Annotated in this window: 17 protein-coding genes; 9 read left to right on the top strand and 8 right to left on the bottom strand. The window is 64.2% G+C overall.

The annotated features are described in order from the left end of the window. Positions 1-133: 133 nt before the first annotated feature. Together EN885_RS08890 and EN885_RS08885 are read left to right on the top strand one after the other, a co-directional pair. Positions 134-1345, top strand: coding sequence for an acyl-CoA dehydrogenase family protein (locus EN885_RS08890; RefSeq protein WP_128241245.1), 1212 nt, complete (start codon positions 134-136; stop codon positions 1343-1345). A 31-nt stretch (positions 1346-1376) separates the two neighbouring features. Next, the gene (locus EN885_RS08885) at positions 1377-2414 is read left to right on the top strand and encodes a phosphotransferase family protein (RefSeq protein WP_128241244.1); all 1038 of its coding nucleotides are present in this window, start codon (positions 1377-1379) and stop codon (positions 2412-2414) included. A 27-nt stretch (positions 2415-2441) separates the two neighbouring features. Here EN885_RS08885 and EN885_RS08880 read toward each other — a convergent pair whose 3' ends face one another. The 6 genes from EN885_RS08880 to EN885_RS08855 all read right to left on the bottom strand — a co-directional run bounded on the left by EN885_RS08880 (position 2442) and on the right by EN885_RS08855 (position 9811). Beyond that, a complete protein-coding gene (locus EN885_RS08880) occupies positions 2442-2939 on the bottom strand; it encodes a sarcosine oxidase subunit gamma family protein (protein ID WP_095483710.1) in 498 nt (165 codons plus the stop codon). Further along, on the bottom strand, positions 2932-5886 hold the full coding sequence (locus EN885_RS08875; protein WP_095483711.1) for a sarcosine oxidase subunit alpha family protein: 2955 nt from the start codon (positions 5884-5886) through the stop codon (positions 2932-2934). Before EN885_RS08875 ends, EN885_RS08880 begins: the two co-directional genes overlap by 8 nt. Next, positions 5883-6179 carry a sarcosine oxidase subunit delta gene (locus tag EN885_RS08870; RefSeq protein ID WP_095483712.1) on the bottom strand — a complete coding sequence of 99 codons (297 nt, stop codon included), beginning with the start codon at positions 6177-6179 and terminating at the stop codon, positions 5883-5885. Before EN885_RS08870 ends, EN885_RS08875 begins: the two co-directional genes overlap by 4 nt. A 13-nt stretch (positions 6180-6192) precedes the next feature. Next, positions 6193-7449, bottom strand: a complete 1257-nt coding sequence (locus EN885_RS08865; RefSeq protein WP_128241243.1) for a sarcosine oxidase subunit beta family protein — start codon at positions 7447-7449, stop codon at positions 6193-6195. Positions 7450-7459: 10 nt separating this feature from the next. Then, positions 7460-8608, bottom strand: coding sequence for a Xaa-Pro peptidase family protein (locus EN885_RS08860; RefSeq protein WP_128241242.1), 1149 nt, complete (start codon positions 8606-8608; stop codon positions 7460-7462). Positions 8609-8683: 75 nt separating this feature from the next. After that, positions 8684-9811, bottom strand: coding sequence for a M24 family metallopeptidase (locus tag EN885_RS08855; protein WP_348631594.1), 1128 nt, complete (start codon positions 9809-9811; stop codon positions 8684-8686). A 304-nt stretch (positions 9812-10115) separates the two neighbouring features. On the opposite strand from EN885_RS08855, the gene ehuB reads away from it, so the two are divergent. Genes ehuB through EN885_RS08830 form a run of 5 tightly spaced genes read left to right on the top strand, consistent with a single transcriptional unit; the run spans position 10116 to position 13919 of the window. Further along, positions 10116-10985 (top strand): ectoine/hydroxyectoine ABC transporter substrate-binding protein EhuB, encoded by an 870-nt coding sequence (gene ehuB / locus EN885_RS08850; RefSeq protein WP_095483716.1) that lies wholly within the window; start codon positions 10116-10118, stop codon positions 10983-10985. A gap of 54 nt (positions 10986-11039) precedes the next feature. Beyond that, entirely contained in the window at positions 11040-11768 is a 729-nt protein-coding gene (ehuC, locus tag EN885_RS08845) for an ectoine/hydroxyectoine ABC transporter permease subunit EhuC (RefSeq protein WP_128241240.1), read from the top strand. Continuing rightward, positions 11765-12424: an ectoine/hydroxyectoine ABC transporter permease subunit EhuD gene (gene ehuD, locus EN885_RS08840; protein ID WP_095483718.1), complete on the top strand. Its 660-nt coding sequence runs from the start codon at positions 11765-11767 to the stop codon at positions 12422-12424. The genes ehuC and ehuD overlap by 4 nt, the downstream gene beginning before the upstream one ends. Further along, positions 12421-13200 (top strand): ectoine/hydroxyectoine ABC transporter ATP-binding protein EhuA, encoded by a 780-nt coding sequence (gene ehuA, locus EN885_RS08835; protein WP_095483719.1) that lies wholly within the window; start codon positions 12421-12423, stop codon positions 13198-13200. Before ehuD ends, ehuA begins: the two co-directional genes overlap by 4 nt. Then, entirely contained in the window at positions 13197-13919 is a 723-nt protein-coding gene (locus tag EN885_RS08830; protein ID WP_095483720.1) for a GntR family transcriptional regulator, read from the top strand. The genes ehuA and EN885_RS08830 overlap by 4 nt, the downstream gene beginning before the upstream one ends. Positions 13920-14065: 146 nt before the next feature. Here the strand turns inward: EN885_RS08830 and EN885_RS08825 are convergent, their stop codons facing one another. Together EN885_RS08825 and EN885_RS08820 are read right to left on the bottom strand one after the other, a co-directional pair. After that, complete coding sequence (locus EN885_RS08825) at positions 14066-14371, bottom strand: hypothetical protein (RefSeq protein ID WP_245467579.1); 306 nt, start codon at positions 14369-14371, stop codon at positions 14066-14068. A gap of 7 nt (positions 14372-14378) precedes the next feature. Continuing rightward, entirely contained in the window at positions 14379-15149 is a 771-nt protein-coding gene (locus EN885_RS08820; RefSeq protein WP_127289447.1) for a DUF899 domain-containing protein, read from the bottom strand. 124 nt (positions 15150-15273) lie between these two features. On the opposite strand from EN885_RS08820, the gene EN885_RS08815 reads away from it, so the two are divergent. Together EN885_RS08815 and EN885_RS08810 are read left to right on the top strand one after the other, a co-directional pair. After that, on the top strand, positions 15274-16494 hold the full coding sequence (locus tag EN885_RS08815) for a helix-turn-helix domain-containing protein (RefSeq protein WP_095483723.1): 1221 nt from the start codon (positions 15274-15276) through the stop codon (positions 16492-16494). 9 nt (positions 16495-16503) lie between these two features. After that, entirely contained in the window at positions 16504-17151 is a 648-nt protein-coding gene (locus EN885_RS08810) for a PQQ-binding-like beta-propeller repeat protein (protein WP_128241239.1), read from the top strand. Positions 17152-17292: the final 141 nt, after the last annotated feature.

Below are 17292 nucleotides of genomic sequence, written 5' to 3'. Positions count from 1 at the left end.
CAAAGGCGTTGCGGAACCACGCTTCGCCGGATGACGGCGGCGGCAAAAGGGGATAGAGGCGAATAAGGAAACGAGCGCTTGCTCGATTCCTAGACCATGGCGGCCACCTCGTTTCATCGCTGAGAGTTTGCCCATGCATTTCGATATTCCCACTCGCACGGAAGATTACCGCGTCCGCATTGCCGACTTCGTCGAGCGTGAGATCCTGCCGCTCGAAGCCGACAAGACGTCCTATGACGCGCATGGAAATATCGCCTTGCCGCTGCTGGAGGGGCTTCGCGCCAAGGCGCGGATGGCGGGCCTGTGGTGCCTGCAACTCAAGCCCGAAACCGGCGGCGCCGGTCTCGGCAAGATGGACATGGCGGTCTGCTACGAGGAGATGAACCGGTCGATTTTCGGACCCGTGGTGTTCAATTCGGCAGCGCCCGACGATGGCAACATGATGGTTCTGGAGGCGCTCGGCACGCCAGCGCAAAAGGAAAAATGGCTGAAGCCGATTGTCGAGGGCAAGGTGCGCTCGGCCTTTGCCATGACCGAACCGCACCCCGGCGGCGGCTCGGATCCTTCGATGATCATGACGCGTGCGGAGCGGCGCGGCGACAAATATGTCGTGACCGGCCGCAAATGGTTCATCACCGGCGCTGAGGAGGCCAGCCATTTCATTTTGATCGCGCGAACCTCGGACGACCCGCGCCATGGTCTGTCGGCCCTGATGTTCCACAAGGACCAGCCAGGCTGGCGTATCATGCGCCGCATCGAGATCATGGGCCCGGAGGAGCATGGCGGGCATTGCGAGCTGGAGTTCGATGGGCTCGAAATCCCTGTCGAAGACATGCTGGTCGGCGAGGGTAGGGGCATGAAGGTGACGCAGGTGCGGCTCGGCCCAGCGCGGCTTACCCACTGCATGCGATGGCTCGGACTGTCCAAGCGCTGCGTTGAGATCGCGCGCGCCTACGCCGCCGAGCGCTATGGTTTCGGCCAGCGCCTCGCCGACCGCGAAAGCGTCCAGCTGAAGCTCGGTGACCTCGCCATGCGCATCGAGATCGGCCGCATCCTGGTGATGAAGGCTGCGTGGGAGCTGGACCGCGGCGGCTTTGCCCGCAAGGAAGTATCGATGGCCAAGATCCAGGTCGCCAATGTGCTGCATGACGCAGCCGATGTGGCGATCCAGATCAATGGCGCGCGTGGCTATTCCAAGGACACGGTGCTCGAATGGATCTACCGCTATGCTCGCCAGGCGCGGCTGGTCGACGGTGCCGATGAGGTCCACAAGATGGTGCTGAACCGTTTCCTCAACGAGGAAGAGAGAGGCTTCTGGCGCTGGACGGTCGAAGGCGAGGCGTAAGCGACGCGCGGTGGCATCTCAGGAGGAAAAGATGGCGCAGCCGTCGAATGCGGATTTCGATCCTGCGGCATTGAAGGCTTTTCTCTCGAACCGCTTCGGCGACGCCGCCATGACGCTTGAGCGGATTGGCGGCGGACAGTCCAACCCAACCTACTTCGTCGACTATGGTGCGCATCGCATGGTGCTGCGCAAGAAGCCGGCCGGGCCGATCCTGCGCGGGGCGCATGCCGTCGACCGCGAATTCCGCGTGCTTGAAGCGCTTGCACCGACCGATGTGCCGGTGGCCGGGCCGGTGCTCTATCACGACGGCGTCGAGCCGCTCGGCACGCCCTTCTACCTGATGGAGCGGCTTGATGGTCGCGTCTTCCACGACTGTTCGCTGCCCGGCCTTTCGCCCGCGCAGCGACGCGGCATCTATTTCGGCATGGCCGAAGCGATGGCCAAATTGCATGCTGTCCGTCCCGACGAGGTCGGTCTCGGCGACTACGGCCGGCCCGGCAACTATTTCGAGCGCCAGATTGGCCGCTGGACCAGGCAGCTCAGGGAATCGCCGAGTGACAGAATTCCGGCACTCGAAGTGGTCGCCGACTGGCTGCCGCAGCACCTGCCCGCGGATGATGGGCGCGTGGCGATCGCCCATGGCGACTTCCGCCTCGGAAATCTGCTGTTCCATCCCGGCAAGCCGGAGGTGATCGGCATTCTCGATTGGGAGCTGTCGACGATCGGCCATCCGCTCGCCGATCTCGGCTTTTGCTCGATGACCTGGCATTCGACCCCGGACGAGTATGGCGGCATCCTCGGCCTCGATCATGCCGCACTCGGCATCCCGAGCCAGCGCGAATTCCTCGACCATTATTTCGCGCATGCCGTGCCCACTGCGCCCCTGGAACGCTTCCACCTGGTTTTTTCGCTGTTTCGTTTCGCGGTGATCTTCGTCGGCATCGCCGACCGGGCGCGGGCAGGCAGCGCGGCGTCGGCCGATGCCGCCGGGAAGTGGCCTCTCGCCGGCCGCTTTGCCGTGCGTGCCCAAGAGATCATCCAAGGAGCAAGGCCGTGGAGCGGCTCCTGAGGAGAGCGTTCGCGCCTGGTCCTTTCCCTATTTCGCGGCGTCAGCAATCCAGTCCGAGAGGCTTCGCGAAAAGCTTCGCGGCACCATGAGTTCGCACGCGGTCTCACCGGTGCGCAGGAAAAGCACGGGCACATGATGCAAGGACGTCAGCACGGCCCGGCCCGGGGCGGCCGCCGACGCGCGCCAGTCGACGGCGATGCATTTGGAGAGAACCCGCGCGATGTCAGCCCCAGCCATTCTGAAACGCACGCGACCTTCGTCGAGAGAAACTGAACAGCCGAGATCCGGGTCGACGGCAAGCGAAGGTGCCTGCGCGCCGTCGTCAAGAGCCAGCCAGAGACGGCGAGGGGCAACGCGGATGACAAGGAAACCCTTGTGGCGAACAGTCTCTCCAACCGAGGCAGGAAGCTTGGTGCCGAGCGACGTCGAGAGGCTCGATTCGAATTGCCCCAGCGTGCCGTCCCAGCCCTCGACCTGGATGAGCGGGCAATCGGCCACGGACAGGCTGAAATCCGGGCTAGCCATGTAGCCGCTCTCCCTGCGGATCGAGAAATACCGGCGAGACGATGCGGGCGCGCACCGTTTCGGTCTTCATCGGATAGACGGCCACGATCTCGCTTCCTTCGCTAGCGACATCGCCAGCAAGCAAGGCCAGCCCGACATAGCGACCGCGTTCAGGGCTGAAGGTGACGGAGGTCACGCGGCCGCGCCCGTGGCCGTAAGGTTTCTCACCCGGCAGGAACAGGATGGCGCCACCGCGAAGGCGTTTTCCCTCCTCGATGCATTCCAGCCCGACCAGGCGCTGCCGGTCTGGCGCCTGGAAGGCGGGGCGCCGTCGCAACACGTCGCCGACGAAGCCGGTGCGCTTGCCGGCCATGCGGCCGAGGCCAAGATCGTCGAGCGTCGTGCGCCCATCGATTTCAGGTCCGGCGACATGGCCCTTTTCGACGCGCAGCGCACCGAGCGCCTCGACGCCATAAGGCTTCAGATCGAACGGCCTGCCAGCTTCGAGCAGGCGGCTCCAGAGCTGTTCACCGGCGGTTGCGCCGACATAGATTTCGTAGGCGCGCTCGCCGGAATAACTGAGACGCAGGATGCGGAGCGCACGGCCTCGCCATTCGCTTTCGAGCAACCCCATATGCGCAAGTGCCGCGTCGGAAACGTCGAGAGCGGGAAACGCCGCACTCAGAATTGCGCGGCTTTTCGGTCCGGCAACCGACATCGCCGCCCATTCATCGCTCACCGAGGTCACGGCTACGCGCAAATCCGGCCAGGCCGTGTCGAGCAGGAATTCGAGACGCGACAGCACATCGGCGGCCTTGGCGGTCGAGGTGGTCATGAAGAACCGGTTCTCCGCCAGCCGCGTCGTGGTGCCGTCGTCGAAGACGATGCCGTCGTCGCGCAGCATGACGCCGTAGCGGGCGCGGCCGACCGGCAGTTTGGCAAAGCCGTTGGCGTAGACGCGATCCAGGAAAATCGCGGCATCCGGGCCTTGGACGTCGATCTTGCCGAGGGTGGAAATGTCCATCAGGCTCGCGGCCTGGCGCGCATTCCGCATTTCGGCGACGTAGGCTTCGTTCACGTCACGTCCGGACTGCTTATAGAAATAGGGCCGCATCCAGAGCCCGACCTCCAGCATCTCGGCGCCGTTCGTCATGTGCCAATCGTGCATCGGCGTGCGGCGGATCGGCTTGAAATGATGACCGATGGCGCGTCCGGCAAGCGTACCGATGGCGACCGGCGTGTAGGGCGGGCGAAAGGTCGTGGCGCCGGTCTCGGGGATCGTTGCGTTGCGCAGGGTGGCCATCGCGGCAAGCGCCGGAAAATTGCTTGTCTTGCCCTGGTCGGTGCCCATGCCGAGGGTGGTGTAGCGCTTCAGGTGCTCGACCGATTCATAGCCCTCGCGATGGGCGAGCTCGATATCCCCGGTCGTCACGTCCATCTGGAAATCGACGAAGGCCTTTCCACGCCCAGCGGGCAGGACCTCGCGAAGCTGGGCTGCGGCGGTCTCGCCAAGATCGAGTTTCGATGGAGTGGGCGCCGGTCCCGACTTGCCGCAAAACGATGCCGCCTGGGTGCCGGCGCGGTGACCGTCCTCGATGGCACCGGCGGTCGAATAAGCTCCCATCATCGAGCCGGCGCCGAACCGGTCCGCCGCAAACGCGCCCGGCACGAAGCCGCCGATGTCGTCGCGGTAGGCAGGTTTGATGCCCAGGTGCGAGGTGAGATGCACGGTTGGCGACCAGCCACCGGACACGCAGACCAGGTCGCAGGCGGCCTCGGATTGGCCGTCCGGCCCGTTGAGCGTTGCACGCCTGACGGCATGGCCGCCGCGCAGGTCGACGATGTGCGTTGCGGCCCGCACAACCACGCCGAACTGTGCGGCCTCCGCGACAAGTGCTGCGGGAAGTGATGCGCGCAGATCGGCAACCGTCACCTCTGCGCCGGCTGCGGCAAGGTCGAAGGCGGTGCGCCAGGCGCCGTCATTGCTGGTGGCGACGATGATTTTTTTGCCGGGCAGGACGGCGAAACGGTTGAGATAGGTCCGGGCGGCCGAGGCAAGCATGACGCCGGGCCGGTCGTTGTTCGAGAATACCATTGGTCGCTCGATGGCGCCGGTGGCGAAAACGATCGAGCGGGCGCGAAGCATGGTGAACGTCTGCCGCGCCTCGCCGACCGGCTGGCGATTGGTTGGGTCGCGTTGCTCGACCAGTCCGATGACATTGCCGTCATAGATACCGAAAGCGGTCGTCCGCTTCATCAAGGCGACGGTTTCGGAGCTCTCCAGCTCGGCTTCGGTCTGTCTCAACCATGCGGCCGCCGCGCTGTCGGACGGTTCCGCCAGGAGTTGGCCGCCGAGCAGGAAATCCTGCTCGATCAGCGCGACCCGCGCGCCGGCGGCCGCGGCAGCACGCGCCGCCGACAATCCCGCCGGACCGCCGCCGATGATCGCGACATCGGCAAACGCATGACGAACCTCGTAACGGTCGGGGTCAGGGTCGGTGCCGGCTCTGCCCAGCCCGGCCGCCTTGCGGATAAAATGCTCGTAGAACATCCAGGCACGGCGCGTCGGGCCCATGAAGGTCTTGTAGTAGAAGCCGGCCGAAAGGAACGGCGCCAGCAGGCCGTTGGCGCTTTGCACGTCAAAGGCAAGCGAGGGCCAGCGGTTCTGGCTCTCCGCGACCATGCCGTCTGCGAGTTCGAGTGTCGTCGCCGGCAGGTTCGGCTCGCGCCTGCCTGCGATTCCGAGCGTAACCAGCGCGTTCGGCTCCTCGGGCCCGGCGGAAAAGATGCCGCGCGGACGATGATATTTGAAGCTGCGCCCAACCAGGGTGACGCCGTTGGCGAGCAGCGCGGACGCGAGCGTGTCGCCGCGATATCCAGCCAGCTTGCGGCCGTCGAAGGTAAAATCGACCGGCTGCTCGCGGTCGATACGGCCACCCATCGACAGCCGCTTGTGGTTCGAACTCATGCCGGTGGTTTCCTGGCTGGTGATTTCCTGGCCGACAATTTCCGGGCGAGGTCGACGGATGCGATGGCGTGGTTGCGCGTGTCGCGTTCGACCACCAGCCATTGGCGGCAGCCGATCACGTGCTGCCAGAATTCGCGGTGCAGGCCCGCCGGATTTGTCCTGACATACACGTAACGGTACCAGGCCTCCGGATCGGGATCGTCGTGGGCCGGACGCGTGACGGAAGCATCGCCGCCGTAGCGGAACTCGTCATGGTCGCGCGGACCGCAGCAGGGGCATTCGATGCGCAGCATTGTCTTGCGCCTCCTATTGCAGCCAGGCGGAGGGGCCGGCGCCAGCCTCATCGAGCGTGTGGCCGGTGCGGAAACGATCGAGCCCGTAGGCCGCGATCAAGGGGTGCGGCTTGCCGGTGGCGATCGTGTGCGCGAAACACCAGCCGGAAGCCGGCGTCGCCTTGAAGCCGCCATAGCACCAGCCGCCGTTGAGATAGAGGCCCCCGATCGGCGTCGGGCAGATGATCGGGCTGGCATCGGGGGTCATGTCCATGACGCCGCCCCAATGGCGCAGCAGACGGACGCGCGAAATGCAAGGCATCAGCGCAATCGCCGCCTCCGCCACTTCGCGCACGACGCCGAGATTGCCGCGCTGAGCGTAGGAATTGTAGCCGTCGAGATTGCCGCCGAAGACCAGCCCGCCCTTGTCCGACTGGCTGACGTAGAAATGGTCGGCGCCATAGGCGACGACTTGGTCTACCAACGGCTTCAGCGGTTCGGTGACAAAGGCCTGCAGGACGTGGCTTTCGATCGGCAGTTCAAGGCCGGCCTTGGCACCGAGCACGGAGGTATGACCGGCAACAGCGAGGCCGACCTTGCCGGCGCCGATCCGGCCTTTCGTCGTTTCGACGCCGACGATACTGTCGCCGTCGCGGAGGAAGCCGGTCACCTCGCAGTTCTGGATGATGTCGACGCCATGGCCGTCGGCGGCGCGCGCATAGCCCCAGGCGACGGCGTCGTGGCGCGCCGTGCCCGCCCGGCCCTGGAAGATAGCGCCATGCATCGGAAAGCGGGCGGTGTCGGAAAAGTCGAGATAGGGCACCAGACGTCGCACCTCGTCGCGGTCGAGGATATCGGCATCGATGCCGTTCAGCCGCATGATGTTGGCGCGGTGGCTAAAGCTATCGAGCTGGTCGGCCGAATGCGCCGTGACGAGCTGGCCGCGCTGCGAGAACATGACGTTGAAATTCAGCGCCCGCGACATGTTCTCCCAGAGCTTCATCGAGAATTCGTAGAACTGGGTGTTGCCGTCGAGCAGGTAGTTGGAGCGGATGACGGTGGTGTTGCGGCCGACATTGCCGCCGCCGATATAGCCCTTTTCGAGAACAACGACATTGCGGATGCCGTGGTTCTCGGCGAGGTAGAACGCGGTAGCGAGGCCGTGTCCACCGCCGCCGATGACAATCACATCGTAGGACGGTTTTGGCTCCGCTGCCCGCCAGGCGCGTTGCCAGTTCTTCTGGCCTGACAGCGCGTTGCGGAAAATCGAGAATGCCGAGTAGCGCGCCATGCGTGCGGGCCTATCGAACGATCGGGCCGGCCGGCGTGCGGGTAAGCACTTCGGCACCCGCATCGGTCAGAAGCACCGTGTTGGAAACGAAGTCATCACCGCGACCGGTGCCCATCAGCCACGACAGGATGTGGAAGCTCATCCCGGTCTCGATCTCGAGATCGGAATCGTGCCTCAAGCCGGTCACCGAGTTGCCGCCGGTCCATGATGGCGGCTGCCCGACGCCGACGAGGTAGCCGCAGTGATGGCGGCGATAGTGAGAAAGACCGGCCTCATCGGCGACGGCTTGCCAGGCGGCGTAGAGGTCGCGCGCTCTGGCGCCGGGCCGCAGCGCCTCGACGACCGCGTTGAAGGCCTTGGCGGTCACTTCCGCCATCGCGGCATCTTCGTCGCTGATGTGGCCGATGCGAACGAGCCGGCCGAGCGGCGCGTGATAACGCGCGATGCAGCCGGACAGTTCGACGAAGACCGGCTCGCCCTTGCGATAGATCCCGTCACCCCAGGTCGTATGCTCTTCGCCCAGGCGCGCGGCCGGGCGGATGAACGGGCCGAAGCCCGGAGCATGACCGCCGGCGCGGATCATCGCCGCAACGCATTGGGCCGCGACCTCCGGTTCGGAGGCGCCGTCCGAGATCGCCGCGATCGCGGCGCCGGCGGCAGCGTCAGTCACTTGTGCCGCCTGACGCATCAGCGCCTGTTCCTCGGCGCTCTTCACCCGCCGCATTTTGTCGACCAGACCGGAGACATCGCTCCATCTGGCATCAGCCTGCGTTTGGAGTGCGATGGCAAGCCCATGGCTTAGGCCAGCCGTCCAGTATTCGAGGCCGATCCGCTCGCCGGACAGGCCGAGCTCCGCAAGCACGCGCGCGGCAAGATCGGCCGCCGTTTCGCTGTCGGAATGGCCGCGGAATTCCGCTGCGGTCACCTGTTTCTCGATCGTCACCTTTTCCATCGAGCGGGTGATCAGAACAGGTTTTCCTTCGAGCGGGACGATCAGCAGGTGAGGGGCAAAATAACCCCAGTGATCGAGCCCTGTGAGGTAGAAGACGTTCTCCGGCGACGCAAAGACCGCCGCGTCGAGCTCACGCTCGGCCAGCGCCGTGCGGACCTTGGCAAGGCGGCCGGCGATTTCGGCTTCGGAAAACGGATTACGGTCCATCAGGCGTCCTCGTGCTGGGTGCCGGTTTCGTTGCCGGCATGATCTTTCGTCAGTTCCGGGTTCCCGTCCTCATGGTCAGTCGATGACGATGAGTTCGCGCGCCACATCGCAGAGGCGTTCGCCGCCGCGATCCGTGACAACGAAGGATTCCGAGATGGCGATGCCGAAATCGTCGAGCCAAACGCCGGCCATGAAATGGAAGCACATCCCGGACTGCATCTGGGTGGTGTCGCCGGGACGGAGACTTGCGGTGCGCTCGCCCCAATCGGGCGGGTAGGCGAGCCCGACCGGATAGCCGACGCGGCTTTCCTTCTTCAGCCCGTTCCTCCGCAGGACCGCCTGCCAGGCGGCTTCCACCTCTTCGGCGGTGGTGCCGGGGCGCGCCTTCTCAAGGCCGGCGTCGACGCCCTCGACGATCGCCTTAGCCATGTCGAGGATGGCTTGCGGCGGCTTGCCGAAATGCACGGTCCGCGTCAGCGCCGCATGATAGCGCCGCCGCACCCCGGCGATCTCCAGAATGGCGAGGCCGCTGTCCGGCAACGGCGCATCGGACCACGTCAGATGCGGCGTGCTGGTGCCCTCGCCGACGGGCATCAGCGGACAGATTGCAGCATAGTCGCCGCCCGCTCCGGGCACGCCCATGATCTGCGCGTGATAGATTTCCGCAATGACGTGGTTCTGAGGCACGCCAGGTCGCATCTTTTCGATGGCGCGGTTCATGGCGTGCGTGCAGATCGCACCGGCCTCGCGGATCAGCACCAGCTCGGCTTCGGATTTGACCAGTCGCGCCCAGTTGACGAGATCATGGTTGTTGGCGAAGTGCGCGTCAGGCAGCCCGCTGACGAGATGGGCGTGGCAGCGCGCGGTGTAATAATGCGCGTCCATCTCGACGCCGATGCGGGCCTTTCCCCAGCCACGCGATCGGATCAGCTGGGCGAGTTCGTCATAGGGGTGTTCGACGGGCTGCTGCACCAGCCGTTCCGAGAACGGCACGATGTTTTTCTCCGGCAGGCCGGTGGTCAGGCGTGCGCTCCTGGCGTCCTGCGCCCTGCCGAACCAGATCGGCCGGTCCTCTTCCAGATGGACGAGGACGCACTGCGGAACGTAGAACGACCATCCGTTATAACCGGTCAGCCAGCACATATTGGCGGGATCCTGACAGACGATGAGGTCGAAGCCGGCCTTCTCCATGCGTCTCTTCACGCCAGCTAGGCGCTGCGTATATTCCGCTTGCGTGAATGTCCCGAAACCGCTCGCGCTCGCCACCGAAATCCTGCCTTTACGGATGCGCTGTTTTGCCCTTTTCACACGGGCAACTTGCCTAAATTGTGCACAACTAGACAATAATTTGTCGTTTGACTGCGAATTATCGCCGAATTTCTAACGTTTTTATATCTTCACTTGCGCAATGTCTAGGGCAGTTGTATACGTCTTATCAGGCGGGTGTCGACCTCGAAGAAGGCTGCGCCCTGGGAACCATTCATCAGTTGTTCAATGGGAGAAAAGCATGTTCAAATCATCGATATCGCGCCGGATGGTCGTCAAAGCCGCCGCCTGCCTCGCGCTCGCCGCCACGTCGTTGGCGTCGTTGCCCGCTCATGCGGAAACCACTCTCGAACGGGCCAAGAAGGACGGCTACATTCGCGTCGGCTTCGCCAACGAGGCGCCGTTCGGTTTCGCCACGCCTGACGGCAAGCTGACCGGTGAGGCGCCGGAAGTCGCCAAGGCGGTGCTCGCCAAGATGGGTATCGCGCAGGTCGACGGCGTGCTCACCGAATTCGGTTCGCTCATTCCGGGTCTCAAGGCCGGCCGCTTCGACATCATCGCCGCTGGCATGTTCATCAATCCGAAGCGCTGCGCCGAGATCAATTTCTCCGAGCCGTCCTACGGCATCGGTCAGGCCATGCTGGTGGCAAAAGGCAATCCGAAGGGCGTGAAGGATTATTCCAGCATCAAGGACAATCCGGATCTCAAGCTCGCCGTGATGGCCGGCGCCGTCGAGGGCGGCTATGCCAAGGACGCCGGCGTCGCCGCAGGGCAGATTGTCGCTTTGCCCGACCAGTCCAGCCTTGTGGCCGCTGTTCAGGCTGGCCGCGCGGACGCTGCCGCACTGACCGCCCTTTCGATCGCCGACATGGCCAAGAAGGCCGACGGCGTCGAATCGACCAAGCCGTTCGGCGAGGTTGCCGGCAAGTCGGTGAAAGGCCATGGCGGCTTCGGCTTCCGCAAGGAAGATACCGATCTGCAGGAGGCGTTCAACGCCGAGCTGAAGACGTTCCTCGGTTCACCGGAGCACATCGCGCTGGTCGAGCCGCTCGGCTTCGGCAAGGACTATCTCCCCAACAAGACCACCGCGCAGCTTTGCGCGGGCGAGTAGGTTCCCAACTGCTGGCGGCGCGAAAGCGCCGCCCTTTTTTTCTAGGGGAATCGCATGGGAATCCGTACCCTTGTCACCCTGCTGATCGTCGCGCTTGGCGTGATCGCCGCCTTGGCTACGCAGGAAGCCTATAGCCTGTTTCTACCGGGGCTGCTGCAAGGCGCGGTCCTGACGATCGAGATCGCCATCCTCGGCAGCCTGCTGGCAATTGTCATGGGTGTGCTGGCAGCGCTGGCGCGGATGTACGGCCCGGCGCCGCTCAAATGGCTGGCCACGGTCTATGTCGAGATCTTCCGCGGCACGTCGGCGCTGGTGCAATTGTTCTGGTTGTTTTTCGTGCTGCCGCAATTCGGTGTCACCCTCAACGCATTTCTGGTTGCCGTTCTGGCGCTCGGCCTGAACGTTGGTGCTTACGGATCGGAAGTCGTGCGCGGCGCGATCCAGTCCGTCGCTCGCGCACAGTGGGAGGCGTGTACTGCGCTGAACATGAGCCGCCCTCAGATGCTGCGCCGGATCATACTGCCACAGGCTTTCGTCGCCATGATCCCACCTTGGGGCAATTTGTTCATCGAGCTTTTGAAATCGACGGCGCTGGTCTCGCTGATCACGCTCTCGGACCTCGCCTTCAAGGCGCAGCAGATGAACCAGAACACGTTCAAGACCATTCCGATTTTCACCCTCGTCCTGCTGATGTATTTGGCAATGTCGCTGGTTGTGACCATCGGCATGCGGCTTCTCGAAAGGCGAGCTTCGCTTGGGCTGGCGCGGGGGAAGGCAGCATGATCTGGGATTGGGCATTTGCTTTTGAAATCCTGCCGGTGCTCGCCCGCGCCGCCATCGTCTCCATCGAAGCGACGCTGATCGGCTTTGCGCTTGCCGCCTCGCTTGGCCTGGTGCTGGCGGTCGTCCGCATTGCCGTGCCTTGGACCGGCTGGACGATTTCGGTGCTGGTCGAGCTGATCCGTTCTACCCCGCTGCTGATCCAGATATTCTTTCTCTATTTCGTCTTTCCGAAATTCGGTGTCGTGCTCGACGCCTTCACCGCCGGGGTGCTTGCCATCGGCATCCACTATGCCGCCTATTGCTCCGAGGTCTATCGCGCCGGTTTCGACAACATCCATCGCGGCCAATGGGAAGCCTCGATCGCGCTCAACCTGTCGTCCTGGACGACGTTCCGCGACATCATCATCCCGCAGGCGATTCCGCCGATCGTTCCGGCGCTCGGCAACTATCTGGTCGCCTTGTTCAAGGAGACGCCATTGCTTTCCGCGATCGCCGTGATGGAACTGATGCAGACCGCCAAGATCATCGGCTCCGATACCTTCCGCTACACCGAGCCGATGACGCTGGTCGGCCTGTTCTTCCTTGCCATGAGCCTGGTTTCGGCCGTGCTCATCCGTTCCCTGGAACGCCTGCTCAACCGGAGGACCATGCGATGACGGAACAACCGATGGTCCGCTTCGACAATGTTTCGAAGCGCTACGGCGCGCTGACCGTTCTCGACGGGCTCAACCTGGAAATTGCACGCGGCGAGAAGGTCTCCATCATCGGCCCGTCGGGTTCCGGCAAGACCACGGTGCTGCGCATGCTGATGACGCTGGAGACGATCAATGACGGCGTCATCTGGGTCGAAGGTCAGCCGCTCACCCACATGGAGAGGAACGGCAAGCTTGTTCCCGCCGATCTCGCACATATCCGCAAGATCCGCGCCAAGATCGGCATGGTGTTCCAATCCTTCAACCTGTTCCCGCACATGACGGCGATGCAGAACTGCATCGAGGCCCCGATAACCGTGCTCGGCATGAAGCGGGCCGATGCCGAGGCGCGTGCGGCCGAACTGCTCGACATGGTCGGCTTGTCGGAGAAGAAGGACCACTATCCCTCGCAGCTTTCCGGCGGCCAGCAGCAGCGTGTCGCCATCGCCCGCGCTTGCGCCATGCGGCCCAAGATCATGCTGTTCGACGAAGTGACCTCGGCTCTCGACCCCGAGCTCGTCGGCGAAGTGCTTGAAGTTATCCGAAAACTCGGTAGGGAACATGACCTCACCATGCTGATGGTCACCCACCAGATGGGATTTGCCAAGGAGTTCTCCGATCGCGTCTGCTTCTTCCATGCGGGCAAGATCTGCGAGCAGGGGCCGCCAGCCGAGTTGTTCGGCGCCCCCAAGAACGAGCGGACACGGCAGTTCCTGCACGCTGTCCTGGAGGCTGGATGACGCTTGAGACAGATGCCACGCCCATAGCCGTGACTGCCGCGCCGACGCGCCCGCTCTCGGCGCGGGAGCGGTTCGAGCGTATCTACCGGATACTGCGCGACCGCATCTGCCTGCTCGACTACGCGCCGGGTAGCCATCTCTCCGAGGAAGAACTTGCCCAGGAATTCCAGATCAGCCGCACGCCGGTTCGGCGTGTCCTGGCGCGCCTCGAATCCGAGGGGCTGGTTCAGTCAGTCCATGGCGTCGGCACGATCGTCACCGACGTCGACATCGAGGAATTGCAGCAGGTCTATCACTTGCGCCTGGAACTGGCGCTCCTCGTCGGCAAGCTTTCACCGATCCCGCGCACGGCGGACGACCTCGACCGGATCCGGGCGCTCATCGCGCGCTGCGATTCCGATGTGCTCAATCCCGACCAGCGCGCTTTCCTGCGCCTCAACATGGATTTTTTCTATGAGCTCACGGCGATGACCGGTAACCAGCCGCTGCGTGAGATCAGTGAGCGCCTGTATTTTCAAGTCGCGCGCGTCGTGCTGAAGTTGATGCCGCAGTTGGGCCTTGTCGAGGAGTTCACTGCGTTCCGTCGCGAAATGGAAGAGGTCCTTGCCGCCGCCGAAATCGGCGACTGGGAGTCCATCGGGCACATAAGACGCGCTCATATCTCAATGAGCTTTCGCCGCATGATGCGTCATGCAGGCGAGGCCAACATCGCCACGTAGGGCTACGCGAGGTCGCGCGCTAGATCGGTTCATCGTTCCAGGGAAACGCCGAACCGCTCTTTGTTTTTGCGCAATTCCGGACGGAAAACCGTTTCACACTTTTCCTAGAATTGCTCTAGTTGCCGTTTGATCCGGCGAACGCCGGATCACGACCGGTGGGCAGCGCTTCGTCGGCTGGCAACCAGCTTCAGCCAAGGCGCCAAATGGAAGGCGCTCATCAGCAAGTACATGATGACCATTCCGCTCAGCGGCGAGGCATCTTCCGCAGCCGTGCAGACCATGTCCGCATCACCGGTAACGGCCGTCAGCAGCGCCATGATTGCGAAGGTTGGCGCGGCGGCCAGGGACAGCCAGTCGGCCGCGCCGCGGGCGGCGACGTTGTCGCTTGGGAAAGCGGCAGATCCGCTGCGTGCGGGCGGCGTCTTCAGCGCGTGGTCGGGGTGGAGTGTCATCGAGACGTCAGCCCTGGCCGTACTCGTCGTGGCGCCGCCACCAGACGCCCTTCTCGTTGCGCCCTCGAGGCGCGCGGTCGAGCCACTGATACATGCCCCAGAGGCCGTCCAATCCGCGCGCATAGGTGGAATAGGCGTGGTAGACGACGCCGTCCTCGAGCACGAACGTGCTCATGCCCGGCCTCTCGCGCGTGTAGGTGGCCGTGTCTGTTCCGCTCATCGCAGCGAACGTCGTGGAGCCGTCGGCAGTCGTGCGCGAGGGTATCTCGGCGAGAGGCGTCTCGCGCACATAGTTGTATTCGATGCCCTCCTCGCGTTGCTGCTCCTCGGTGAACGAGACGTCGAAGTCGAAATTGAAGTCGCTGCCGTGCGAGGACGCCCAAGGGAAAGTCCATCCCATCCGCCGCTTGTACGCCTGCAGTTTCGCCAACGGCGCCCGCGATACCGCCGAAAGCGTGACGTCGTGGTTGGCGAGGTGGACGACGAAGCCGTCGAACCCGTCCGCGATCGCCGAGCAGGCCGGACACCCCGCCGTGTAGTCGGGCCCGAACATGAAATGGTAGACGAGGAGCTGCGAGCGCCCTCTGAAAAGGTCCGCCAGTGAGGCGCTGCCTTCGTCGGTCTCAAATCGGTAGTCTTTGTCGATCCGAACCCAAGGCAGCTCTTGCCGCCGCTGCGCCAGCTCGTCACTTTGCCGCGTGAGCTCCTTCTCCGCATCGAGCAGATCAAGCCGCGCTGCCAGCCACTGCTCACGTGTTCCGGTCTTGTGTGTCGGCATCGTTCTTCTCCTCTGTATCCTGCGTCGTTCGCACCGTTTTCCATGCGGCGCGCTGGCTGTTGGTCTTGAGATAGATTAGGACCGGATATCGAATGGTGAGAGTTACAAGTGTGACGGGATTCCGATGGACTCGCTGATCACCGCTGCGGCGCGCGCCCTCGCGACGGGTGATCCCCTCGGCGCATTGAAGCGGGTCGCCCTGCGTGACGATGCGCCTGCGCTCGCGCTGCGCGGCATTGCGATGGCGCAGCTCGGCGATTTCGTTCGAGCAAAGGCTCTCCTCAAAAGTGCTGCGCGCGCCTTCGGCCCGAAAGAGGCCGTGGCCCGCGCGAGGTGCGTCGTCGCCGAAGCCGAGATCGCACTCGTCTCGCGCGACCTGGGCTGGCCGGCGAAGGCACTCGACGCCGCGCGGTCGACGCTTGAAAAGCACGGCGACCACGTCAATGCCGCGCATGCGCTCAATCTCGAGGTCCGGCGCCTGCTCCTGATCGGACGGCTCGACGAGGCCGAGCGCAGGCTCGCCGGGTTCGACCCCACACCGTTCCCACCCGCGTCGAGGGCCGCCCACGAGATGGTGGTTGCGGGAATCGCGATCCGACGCCTCCAGACCAGGGCGGCGCGCGCTGCGCTCGCTCGCGCCGAGCATGCAGCGCGCGAGGCGGATATCCCGGCACTAACGGCAGAGGTCGAAGGCACATCCCTCGTGATGAACACGCCCGCGGCGCGCCTGATCGCGCGTGGCGAGGAGCGCCCGCTTCTGCTTGAAGAGGTCGAAGCGCTGCTGGCGTCGGAGGCGCTCGTCGTGGACGCGTGCCGCAATGTCGTGCGGGGCGCCGGCATGATCGTCTCGCTCGCGACGCGCCCGGTCTTGTTCGCGCTTGCGCGCACGCTGGGCGAAGCCTGGCCCGCAGACGTGCCGAGGAGCACGCTCGTCGCCCGCGCCTTCGGCGGCAAGCACGCCGATGAATCGCATCGCGCCCGGTTGCGAGTCGAAATCGGGCGGCTTCGCGTGGAACTGCGGTCGCTGGCGGATTTGAGCGCGACCAAGCGAGGCTTTGCGCTTAAGCCGCGTCGCGCCCCCGAGATCGTCGTGTTGGCGCCGCCCGTCGAAGAGCAGCATGCGGGGATGCTCGCCTTTCTCGCGGACGGCGAGTCGTGGTCGAGCTCGGCGCTGGCGATTGCGCTCGGAGCCAGCTCGCGCACCGTGCAGCGATCGCTCGAGCAGCTTGCTGCAGCAGGCAAGGTGCAGTCGTTCGGCCGCGGGCGAGCGCGCCGTTGGATGACCCCACCGGTGCCGGGATTCCCGACAATCTTGTTACTCCCCGGTTCACTGTCGGGCTACTAGGATAGAAGCATGGAACGATCTGCAGCCGAAATCCTCCGTGAATATGGACCCTTCCCGGGTGTCGACCAGGTGGCTGGGGTTACGTTCGACGGTCAGCACGTCTGGTTTGCGTCGGGAGACAGGCTGAACGCCTTCGATCCCGCGAGCGGCGAGGCGGTACGCTCGATCGACGTCGCCGCCCACGCAGGAACGGCCTTCGACGGTCAGCACCTGTTCCAGATCGCCGAAGACCGCATCCAGAAGATCGATCCGAAGACCGGCCAGGTGCTGGCCACGATCCCGGCGCCTGGTGGCGGCGGCGACTCGGGGCTCGCCTGGGCCGAAGGGACACTTTGGGTGGGGCAGAATCGCGGTCGCAAAATCCATCAGATCGATCCCCAGACAGGGGCAGTTCTTCGCACAATCGATTCAAACCGTATCGTCACAGGGGTCACCTGGATCGACGGCGAACTCTGGCACGGCACCTGGGAAGGTGACGAGAGCGACATCAGGCGGATAGATCCTGAGACGGGAAAGGTCCTGGAGAAGCTTGATATGCCGCCTGGAACAGGCGTGTCAGGGCTCGAATCCGATGGCGGCGATCAGTTTTTCTGCGGCGGTGGAAACAGCGGCAAGGTGAGAGCCGTCCGCCGGCCCAGGCGAGGCTCCGGCTCCTAAATCCCGATCGACTCAGTGAGCAGAGTGACCGAAGCGGCCCTCGCGGGCGAGCTTCGACGAACCGTCTGCTGGGACCGCCAGCAGGTCGGTTGGCCATCGACATGGCGGACTGGATCGCGGGAGCCCTTGCCCGCCGATTGC

The organism is Mesorhizobium sp. M6A.T.Cr.TU.014.01.1.1, from assembly GCF_004022765.1.
Classification (GTDB): domain Bacteria; phylum Pseudomonadota; class Alphaproteobacteria; order Rhizobiales; family Rhizobiaceae; genus Mesorhizobium; species Mesorhizobium mediterraneum.
This window is presented reverse-complemented; position numbering and strand designations above follow the sequence as displayed.

Excerpts from the sequence above, each read along its gene's own strand:
- EN885_RS08890 (WP_128241245.1), top strand. The coding sequence starts at position 134 with ATGCATTTCGATATTCCCACTCGCACGGAAGATTACCGCGTCCGCATT.
- EN885_RS08885 (WP_128241244.1), top strand. The coding sequence starts at position 1,377 with ATGGCGCAGCCGTCGAATGCGGATTTCGATCCTGCGGCATTGAAGGCT.
- EN885_RS08880 (WP_095483710.1), bottom strand. The coding sequence starts at position 2,939 with ATGGCTAGCCCGGATTTCAGCCTGTCCGTGGCCGATTGCCCGCTCATC.
- EN885_RS08875 (WP_095483711.1), bottom strand. The coding sequence starts at position 5,886 with ATGAGTTCGAACCACAAGCGGCTGTCGATGGGTGGCCGTATCGACCGC.
- EN885_RS08870 (WP_095483712.1), bottom strand. The coding sequence starts at position 6,179 with ATGCTGCGCATCGAATGCCCCTGCTGCGGTCCGCGCGACCATGACGAG.
- EN885_RS08865 (WP_128241243.1), bottom strand. The coding sequence starts at position 7,449 with ATGGCGCGCTACTCGGCATTCTCGATTTTCCGCAACGCGCTGTCAGGC.
- EN885_RS08860 (WP_128241242.1), bottom strand. The coding sequence starts at position 8,608 with ATGGACCGTAATCCGTTTTCCGAAGCCGAAATCGCCGGCCGCCTTGCC.
- ehuB (WP_095483716.1), top strand. The coding sequence starts at position 10,116 with ATGTTCAAATCATCGATATCGCGCCGGATGGTCGTCAAAGCCGCCGCC.
- ehuC (WP_128241240.1), top strand. The coding sequence starts at position 11,040 with ATGGGAATCCGTACCCTTGTCACCCTGCTGATCGTCGCGCTTGGCGTG.
- ehuD (WP_095483718.1), top strand. The coding sequence starts at position 11,765 with ATGATCTGGGATTGGGCATTTGCTTTTGAAATCCTGCCGGTGCTCGCC.
- ehuA (WP_095483719.1), top strand. The coding sequence starts at position 12,421 with ATGACGGAACAACCGATGGTCCGCTTCGACAATGTTTCGAAGCGCTAC.
- EN885_RS08830 (WP_095483720.1), top strand. The coding sequence starts at position 13,197 with ATGACGCTTGAGACAGATGCCACGCCCATAGCCGTGACTGCCGCGCCG.
- EN885_RS08825 (WP_245467579.1), bottom strand. The coding sequence starts at position 14,371 with ATGACACTCCACCCCGACCACGCGCTGAAGACGCCGCCCGCACGCAGC.
- EN885_RS08820 (WP_127289447.1), bottom strand. The coding sequence starts at position 15,149 with ATGCCGACACACAAGACCGGAACACGTGAGCAGTGGCTGGCAGCGCGG.
- EN885_RS08815 (WP_095483723.1), top strand. The coding sequence starts at position 15,274 with ATGGACTCGCTGATCACCGCTGCGGCGCGCGCCCTCGCGACGGGTGAT.
- EN885_RS08810 (WP_128241239.1), top strand. The coding sequence starts at position 16,504 with ATGGAACGATCTGCAGCCGAAATCCTCCGTGAATATGGACCCTTCCCG.